This is a genomic window from Nostoc sp. FACHB-133 (assembly GCF_014698055.1).
In the GTDB taxonomy this organism is placed as follows: Bacteria; Cyanobacteriota; Cyanobacteriia; order Cyanobacteriales; family Nostocaceae; genus Nostoc.
This window is the reverse complement of record NZ_JACJSH010000128.1, coordinates 1-7,559: the sequence shown is the minus strand read 5'-3', so window position 1 is coordinate 7,559 and position 7,559 is coordinate 1. Positions and strand designations below refer to the sequence as shown.

Annotated in this window: 7 protein-coding genes and 2 pseudogenes; 7 read left to right on the top strand and 2 right to left on the bottom strand. The window is 38.7% G+C overall.

Translation table 11 applies throughout. The annotated features are described in order from the left end of the window. Nucleotides 1–248: 248 nt before the first annotated feature. The 5 genes and pseudogenes from H6G86_RS37280 to H6G86_RS39335 all read left to right on the top strand — a co-directional run. Nucleotides 249–710 (top strand): DUF3598 family protein, encoded by a 462-nt coding sequence (locus tag H6G86_RS37280; protein ID WP_190938591.1) that lies wholly within the window; start codon nucleotides 249–251, stop codon nucleotides 708–710. A 318-nt stretch (nucleotides 711–1,028) separates the two neighbouring features. Then, nucleotides 1,029–1,370 carry a hypothetical protein gene (locus H6G86_RS37275; protein WP_190938590.1) on the top strand — a complete coding sequence of 114 codons (342 nt, stop codon included), beginning with the start codon at nucleotides 1,029–1,031 and terminating at the stop codon, nucleotides 1,368–1,370. Between the two features lie 683 nt (nucleotides 1,371–2,053). Beyond that, nucleotides 2,054–3,421: a ParA family protein gene (locus H6G86_RS37270; protein WP_242065173.1), complete on the top strand. Its 1,368-nt coding sequence runs from the start codon at nucleotides 2,054–2,056 to the stop codon at nucleotides 3,419–3,421. Continuing rightward, the gene (locus tag H6G86_RS37265) at nucleotides 3,418–4,098 is read left to right on the top strand and encodes a Rho termination factor N-terminal domain-containing protein (protein WP_190938589.1); all 681 of its coding nucleotides are present in this window, start codon (nucleotides 3,418–3,420) and stop codon (nucleotides 4,096–4,098) included. Before H6G86_RS37270 ends, H6G86_RS37265 begins: the two co-directional genes overlap by 4 nt. A gap of 95 nt (nucleotides 4,099–4,193) precedes the next feature. Then, nucleotides 4,194–4,583 (top strand): annotated as a pseudogene (locus H6G86_RS39335) (tyrosine-type recombinase/integrase); the annotation flags it as partial. 17 nt (nucleotides 4,584–4,600) lie between these two features. On the opposite strand, the gene H6G86_RS39330 reads toward H6G86_RS39335, so the two are convergent. Continuing rightward, nucleotides 4,601–5,410: a class I SAM-dependent methyltransferase gene (locus H6G86_RS39330; RefSeq protein ID WP_242065172.1), complete on the bottom strand. Its 810-nt coding sequence runs from the start codon at nucleotides 5,408–5,410 to the stop codon at nucleotides 4,601–4,603. A 147-nt stretch (nucleotides 5,411–5,557) separates the two neighbouring features. On the opposite strand from H6G86_RS39330, the gene H6G86_RS37255 reads away from it, so the two are divergent. Together H6G86_RS37255 and H6G86_RS37250 are read left to right on the top strand one after the other, a co-directional pair. Further along, entirely contained in the window at nucleotides 5,558–6,211 is a 654-nt protein-coding gene (locus tag H6G86_RS37255) for a tyrosine-type recombinase/integrase (RefSeq protein WP_190938587.1), read from the top strand. 217 nt (nucleotides 6,212–6,428) lie between these two features. Then, nucleotides 6,429–6,755: a hypothetical protein gene (locus tag H6G86_RS37250; RefSeq protein WP_190938586.1), complete on the top strand. Its 327-nt coding sequence runs from the start codon at nucleotides 6,429–6,431 to the stop codon at nucleotides 6,753–6,755. A 153-nt stretch (nucleotides 6,756–6,908) separates the two neighbouring features. On the opposite strand, the pseudogene H6G86_RS37245 reads toward H6G86_RS37250, so the two are convergent. Then, nucleotides 6,909–7,559 (bottom strand): annotated as a pseudogene (locus H6G86_RS37245) (hypothetical protein); the annotation flags it as partial.

Below are 7,559 nucleotides of genomic sequence, written 5' to 3'. Positions count from 1 at the left end.
GTCTTTCACGAATTTTATAGGAAAAAGCACTTCTTGAAAAGCCTACCCCATCTTGGTTTCAGCCTTAGCGTACAATTTACCCGTTTCGGCACGGTAACGCCCATTTGACCCCTATCTCGGCTGAACCCCTATTCGCTCTGTGAGTAAAAAAATACAAAATCTTTTTCCATGAGTGCCGCTCTCTAATGTATAAATAAAAAATTGTATAAATAAAAAATCAGTAAACAAACTTTGTTTGTATTAGCAATATGCCTAAACAATTGAGTGATTTTCAGGTTTTCCCCAAACATATCGGCACTTGGTCAGGCTACTGGATCAGAATGGATGCAAATGCTCAAGAAACAGAACGCTTTGAAGCAGAAATTACACAAAAAATAGTTGATAATCAATGGCTACAAACCAATACTTACCATTATGCTGACGGTAGAATTGTCACTAACAGTTTTGTTGGTAAGGTAATTAGTAATGATGAAATAGAAATAGAAGCAGTAGATGTTCCCACATGGGAAAATTTCACCACTATTGCGCGTGAACATGGAGATAGCATTATCATTTTTAATGTCTGGAATAAAACGACGGGAAAATTACTCGCAACGGAAATGATTAATCTTGTAAATAACGATAATAAATGTCGCACCAGCCAAAGTTTTACAGAAGATGGGAATTTGAAAGGCTTAATGTTAATAGTTGAAAAGCGGATTTCTAGTTGAAAACTGGATGACGAATTAGACGTGATTTTTAGATTCCACAGCCAGCAATCTACACGCCCTTAGAATCGCAAAATTAACCCCACCTAGCTTACAGGTGAGGTATTGGGTATTGGATATTGGAATTGGGAAGTTAGGGGAAGGCGATCGCGGTTTGCTGACTGTGTAGCTTAATAATCCATAAAGTTTAAATAAAACAAGTAAGCACCATAACCTAGTAGTACGCCAAGGGAACTTGGCGGGGTAAAGGGTAAGGGGGAAGGGGGAAAGGGTTTAAATCCTTTCCCCCTTCCCCCTTTCCCCAGTCCTCACTTAGCATTTTTGGGTTGGCAGACTACTAGTGCTGCTGCTGCTGCAACTGGTGCGGCGGCGGCAACAACAATACCTCCTACCATTGTTCCCCCTCCGATCGCAGCTAAACCAGAATCACTGTTCTCTAAACAAACCGAGAATACTAAGGTTACTAATCGAGGTATCCCAATGTTCAACCCTAATCAAATAATAAGCAAAACAGTAGAAGAAGCAGAAGAACTCATAAAAGGTTTGGACTATAAACTACAAGTAAATAACGGAACAGCCTGGAGACAGATAAACCCATCAGAAATTAAAATTCTTTACTACGTCCTAAAAGACGAGAAAATAGTCAGTTACGAGATTAGATAGTTAAATAGTTAGATAGCACCACACTACACCACCGCACCGACCCCACACACCCAGGAGTGATCGCACCTTTCTTAGGCTGCACAGCCCCAATTGGCTGTAACCCTTATGCAGTAGGCTTATTGGACTGCTTTAGCCCTGATTGATAGCTAGTTGACTTTTATGCAGATTTTCGCCAATGGCTGATACACCCTGGAGGCTTACCCAGCAATAGTTACAGCTTGCATTAGATATGCAGATTTTCCTATAAAAGAATGGCAGAATAACTGCACAGGATGAATATGAGCCAGGAGAGTGTCAACAGTATCCTATGGGATGCAATGCCTTGTGCAGACAAAAAGAAGTGCCAAAGTGTGATCGCTACTGGGGTTATGGGTGTGGATGCGTGGAAGCCTTATCAGTCCGTAACCATGCCTAAAAATGAGGCTCACGACGCACTAACTATAAAAATGGGTTATTCGTATGTAATCCAGTGCCAGCCCGTTCTAAAGGCTACTAGCACAGGTATTTTAAAAGACAGGCAAAAGCTATCGCACTTCAACTAAATGCGATCGCTCTTGGGACTATGGGTAGGGTCGAGGTCGGGGTATAGGGTGCGGCTCAGGTGTTAGTTTTTACAGTGATACGGGAACTCTTAAAAGGTGACTGCTTATTAACTATGACTCAGCTAAAGCTGCCTTGTTTTTATGATGAATGTCCAATTGTCCCTTGAGCAAGTGTTGATCAGCCTTCCTGATGATGCGCCAGAAGCTACTGTAGGTCACATGTTTATGCCTCCCTTTTTTGAAGCGCTCGGTTTTCAATCAACGGAGATTTTAGCAGAATTTAGCACAAAGAGAGGTGCAGAAAAGGTTGATTATGCTCTACGTCATAACAAAGAAGATTGCGATAGTTTTGTAAAAAGTAGAACCAATCCTAATGTCATAGTTGAAATAAAGAAAAGAAACGATAATCTTCAAGAAGGAACACCCCAATACAAGGAAACAGTCTGCCAGCTAAAAAGTTATTTACTTGCTCCAAACTGCAAAACAGTTCAATGGGGAATTATTACTAATGCTTCTCATATACAGTTATTTAGAAAGCATGGGAAAGTAGTTCATCCATCTTCGCTCTGTCTAGAGATAACGCCTGATAATATTAGTAAGATTACTAAAGATATAAGACAAAAAATAGATAATACGCCTAGAGCTTTAACAGTAGCTATCTATAACAATAAAGGAGGGGTGGGAAAAACGACAACTACAGTTAATCTAGCAGCTACGTTAACTGTTCAGGGCAAAAAAGTATTGATTGTAGACTTTGATCCCAACCAAAAGGACTTAACTCGCTACTTTAATATCAAACCCAAAAAAGACTCTATTTTCTCCCTATTAGAAGATAAAAATGATCGGATTTCTTTCAAGGGGGAATTGGTCAGTTATACAGTTAATTTTAAAACTCCAGCCAAAACATTGAGTTTTGATATTTTGCCATGTGACGAAAAACTAGGGGATTGTTCTGAAGTAGAACTTAAACAGTTATTTAAAGAAAACAGATTACGTCAAGTTTTGGACAAAGTAAAGTTTGATTATGACTATATTCTAATCGACTCTCCACCTAACTGGCGTTTTTTTAGTAGAAGTGCTGTTATTGCCTCTGATGTAGTAATAATTCCAACAAAACCAAACAATATTTTTTCTTTAGAAAATGCTGCTATAACTATCAAAGATTATATACCTGAAGTTCAAAAATTGAAGAGAGACGGTACTCCTGTTGCATTACCTATATTTTGGAATGGCGAAAAGATTACTGAACCTCAAAAGCGTACTGCGTATAAAGCAATTGATAACCTGATAGAACAATCTGAAAAAAATCAAGAGACTCCATTTGATTTACAACCATATTTTTACCCACGATTTAAAAATTCTGTCAACATACAGAAACAACTTATATTTGAACTGCCGAGCTATGCACACATAGCTAATTCTGCCTTTTCTCATTTACCTGCTGTCTATAAAGATATAACAGCTTATAACTATTATTTAGACTTAGCAAAGGAATATTTATTGCAATGAAAATAGATGACATTGGTAATTTAATGTATTTGTACAGAAAAGAAATCTCTTCATGTGTAGGTACAGATGCTCCTGAGTTTTTAATTAAGTCCACGGCACAAGCCCTAAATAACTTGGGGGGTCGTAACTGGATACCTATAATTGTTAAAGAGACTGGTGAAGACCAATATGAAGTGATAGGTAACTCGTTTATTTATGCAGTCGCCGAAGAAGCAAGGTTAGATAAGGTTTGGTGCATCATCGCCGATGATAGTAAAGAGACATCTGAAGTTACTAAGATTCTGGCTGGGGAGATCAGACCAAAAATTAACCTATCCTATGCTGGTAGAGATGAAATAAAATCTGCACTTGAATATTTAATTGAGAAACCAGATAGTGTTCTTAAGAGGGTGAATCTTTCGGTTGCTACTAACCGAATTGAGGAAGCCCCTCGTAAATATTGGACATCTCTAGACCCTATAACAACACTTAAATGTCAAATTACCAAAGGGGTTAAGTTAAATGCTTTGAAGGAAGTTTTTGAACTTACGCCTGAAACATTACCTGATGTTATAAAAGACCCAATTATCTTGAAGACATTGACAGTTACAGAATTAAGAAAAATGGCTAAAAAAAGGGGAATACCTGGATGTAGCAGAAAAGGTAAGGATGAATTGGTTCAAATATTAAGCCAGTAATAGGTAATCGCTCATTACTACCTTAAGTTAAACAATTCCGGTTAATAAGTGTCAAATCGTTGTAGGCTGTGGATCACAGGGTCTACAGTCTGGCAATGAAAATCAATCGGCACGGACGCGCCAAAGTTCTCACTCAACAAGAGATACAGCTAATTTTCAGTCATGGCTTAGACAATAACCGCGATAAGACTTTGTTCGGTGTCTGCCTGTTTAGTGCTTGCCGTATCCGTGAATGCTGTACGCTACAAACCCAAGACATCTACACGCCCAAGGGCAATGTCAGACCCCGGCTGGTGATTCGGAAAGCAAACACGAAGGGGAAGCTGGCTACTAGGTCAATCCCAGTGATTGAAGACTTGCGGCAGTTGTTGATTAGCTACTACACCGAGGCTGGTGACATCTATTTATTCCCCGGTCGCAGTGATGGACACATCAGCGAAGATTCAGCCGCAAAGATATTGAGAACAGCTTGTAAGGAAGTCGGGATAATTGGCGTATCTACTCACTTTACAGCTTTAAGTTGCTGTAATGGCCAAACGAAAATACTGTCTTGGTTATTTTTTATTTCTTGTAATTCTAGTATCATTGCGTCTGGTAATAATGGTGTAATTTTTTCCAGAGCAATTAAACCTGAAGCAGCACTTAGCAAAACTTCAGTAATGTAATCAATAAAATCTGTTCTCTGTGACATATTTTTAATTCTGCCATCTAAGTAAAGAGGAATATAGTCAAGAGTAGTTTCAGAAAAACCGGACTGCAATGCCAAGTTAGAGAGTTTTACTCCCACGTTTGGATCTCCGTTTAATTGCTCTTGGTAGCGATTGAAGATTTCCCAGTAAGTTTGAAAAGCTAGACAAGGTGGATGGATATATAAACCTGTATTAAACGCTTCTGTGCAATAAAGATTAGTACCTGATTTCATTATCCGTTTTACCTCTTTGAGGAGGTAGAGGGGATTGTTGATATGTTCTAGAACAAAGCAGATCAACGCACCATCGAATGATTGATCTGGGAAAGGAAGTACGTCCCCATAAGTAATATGTAGAGATACCCGTCCGGCTTCAATATGCGGCTTGAGAAATTCGCCAGCACGGCTAATCTGCGCTTCAGAAATATCAACACCAGTAATTTTTAAATGCGGAAAATGATTTAATAAAATTTGTATTTGCGCTCCTACCCCACAACCTATTTCAACAATGTGATTGCAATTAGAAAAATCAATCTTATTGTAAATGTAAGATTCAAAAAAAACGCTTTGTCGGAACAGGCGATCTTGTTCCTTTCTAGTATAGCCGTGAATATATTTGCTCATAGATAACACGTTAACAGTATTTTTAGCTTAATAAAAATGTTGGGAAAGTTAGATCAATTTATTCACCAGACTTGTGGCTGTAATTTGGTGTAGAGAATCAGGTGTTAAATCGTTGTAAGCTGTGGATTAAAGAGACTACAGTCTACGATGAAAATCAATCGGCACGGACGCGCCAAAGTTCTGACTCAGCAAGAGATACAGCTAATCTTCAGTCATGGCTTAGACAATGACCGCGATAAGACCTTGTTCGGTGTCTGCCTGTTTAGTGCCTGTAGAATCCGCGAATGCTGTACGCTGCAAACTCAAGACATCTATACACCCAAGGGCAATGTCAGACCCCGGCTGGTGATTCGGAAAGCAAACACGAAGGGGAAGCTGGCTACTAGGTCAATCCCAGTGATTGAAGACCTACGGCGGTTGCTCACTGAATACTACCCACTGGCCGGAGATGATTATCTCTTTCCCGGTCGCAGTGATGGACACATCAGCGAAGACTCTGCCGCTAGGATTTTGAGAGAAGCTTGTCAGCAAGTAGATATTTTTGGAGTGAGTAGCCATAGCTTTAGAAGGACTGCTTTAACTCAGATGAGTAATGCTGGCATACCATTGCGAGTGATTCAGGAGATATCAGGGCATCGGAATTTAGAACAGTTACAGAGATATTTAGAAGTGACTGACAATCAAGTACTGGGAGCGGCTGCAAGCTTGGCTATGCTGTCACCAGTGGGTAGAAGCGGTGTAGAACTGGGGTTTGATAAAAAGCTAGAAATTGATGCGAATAGTCTCCTTGCGAGGTCATAAATCGACTCAAATGGAGTATCAAACAAAGTTCACTGTCAAATCATACTACTATGTCCTTGAGTTTTGTTAGTCAAGCAGTGCAAGGGCAACTGTTTATTCAACCTATTGATATAGAATTATATCTATCAATAGATATAAAATCTAATTATAAAAAATATATAACCTTTACTTATTGAAAAATGGCTCTACTTAGTATTTTTAATTAGGCAAAAAAATCATGTCAAATACCGATATTAAAATCACTGCTACTAATCAAGAACTTTTTATGGATTTAAATGAGGAGGATGCTGAAACGATTAGTGGAGGGGAAGTATTTACTATAAAGAATCTAACCAAATACAATATCAACTACACGATAGATAATGAGCAATACAATGTAAAATCTGGTAGGAGTAATAATGATATTTATACGCCTTATGGCGGAATCATTAAATTTAGGGTAGGTAACAAATTGAAAAGCGGCAATTTAGCTGATGGGAAAATATATGCATTCAGACCGTCTAGAGATGGCTTTGACCTTTATCCGGCTGGGGCAATGTGGTAAGGATGAGCAATATTACTCACGGTTCGCTCATTTTGACACACTCCTCAGAACCTTGGGAACTAACTTACTTCGTTAATTGCGTTCCTGAAAACTTAAAAATGTCGGGAAAAGGATGTTTGTAGTTCGCTAAAATTAGCGCACCCAAAGCGTGATTTATTCGGCTTCCAGATATCCTTTTATTGTTTCAAGCGGAATACTAAAGGCAGGATGGTTAAATATTGCCTTCAACGCTTCTAGTCCTCCTACTTTCAGTGCGGCTAACAGCCTAGCTTTGAAAGTTGGATCGGTTTTAATTTTTTGATGAATCGCTTCTGTAACTACGTCTGTTGTTGGATTAGTTTGAGCTAATTGATTAAGAAGTTGCTGAATTTCCTTTTTGGTTCCATCCAAATTCTGATTTTGCTGTGACTGGTAGATATTTTGATTAGCTTGCTGACGTGCATCATCCTGGTTTTTATTTGCAAAGTTAGCAATATTAGGTTGATTAAAATTATTGTTGAAGGTTTCTGACACTGAATTATTCTCCGCGTTAGCTGTAACAGTAATAATATTTTGAATAGGTCTATTTCCTAGTATATTAATGACGTTTTCTAAAGTAGCGTTCTGCTGACGGTAAATTACTATCTGTTCATCCTTAGCTTGTAGTTCAGCATGATACCTTGCTTCCAATACTTTTAGCTGAATTTCATATAATGCTTTAGTTTGACTTTCAATATCTGCTTTATTGGCTTCTGGTGGAACTTCTAGCCGAATTACAAACGCACCACCGCTTTTCTTTTCAATGGCTTGGACTGATAAGTTTTC

What these genes read in the sequence shown, in the direction of transcription:
- H6G86_RS37280 (WP_190938591.1), top strand. Translation starts at nt 249, where the DNA reads ATGCCTAAACAATTGAGTGATTTTCAGGTTTTCCCCAAACATATCGGC.
- H6G86_RS37270 (WP_242065173.1), top strand. Translation starts at nt 2,054, where the DNA reads ATGATGAATGTCCAATTGTCCCTTGAGCAAGTGTTGATCAGCCTTCCT.
- H6G86_RS37265 (WP_190938589.1), top strand. Translation starts at nt 3,418, where the DNA reads ATGAAAATAGATGACATTGGTAATTTAATGTATTTGTACAGAAAAGAA.
- H6G86_RS39330 (WP_242065172.1), bottom strand. Translation starts at nt 5,410, where the DNA reads ATGAGCAAATATATTCACGGCTATACTAGAAAGGAACAAGATCGCCTG.
- H6G86_RS37255 (WP_190938587.1), top strand. Translation starts at nt 5,558, where the DNA reads ATGAAAATCAATCGGCACGGACGCGCCAAAGTTCTGACTCAGCAAGAG.
- H6G86_RS37250 (WP_190938586.1), top strand. Translation starts at nt 6,429, where the DNA reads ATGTCAAATACCGATATTAAAATCACTGCTACTAATCAAGAACTTTTT.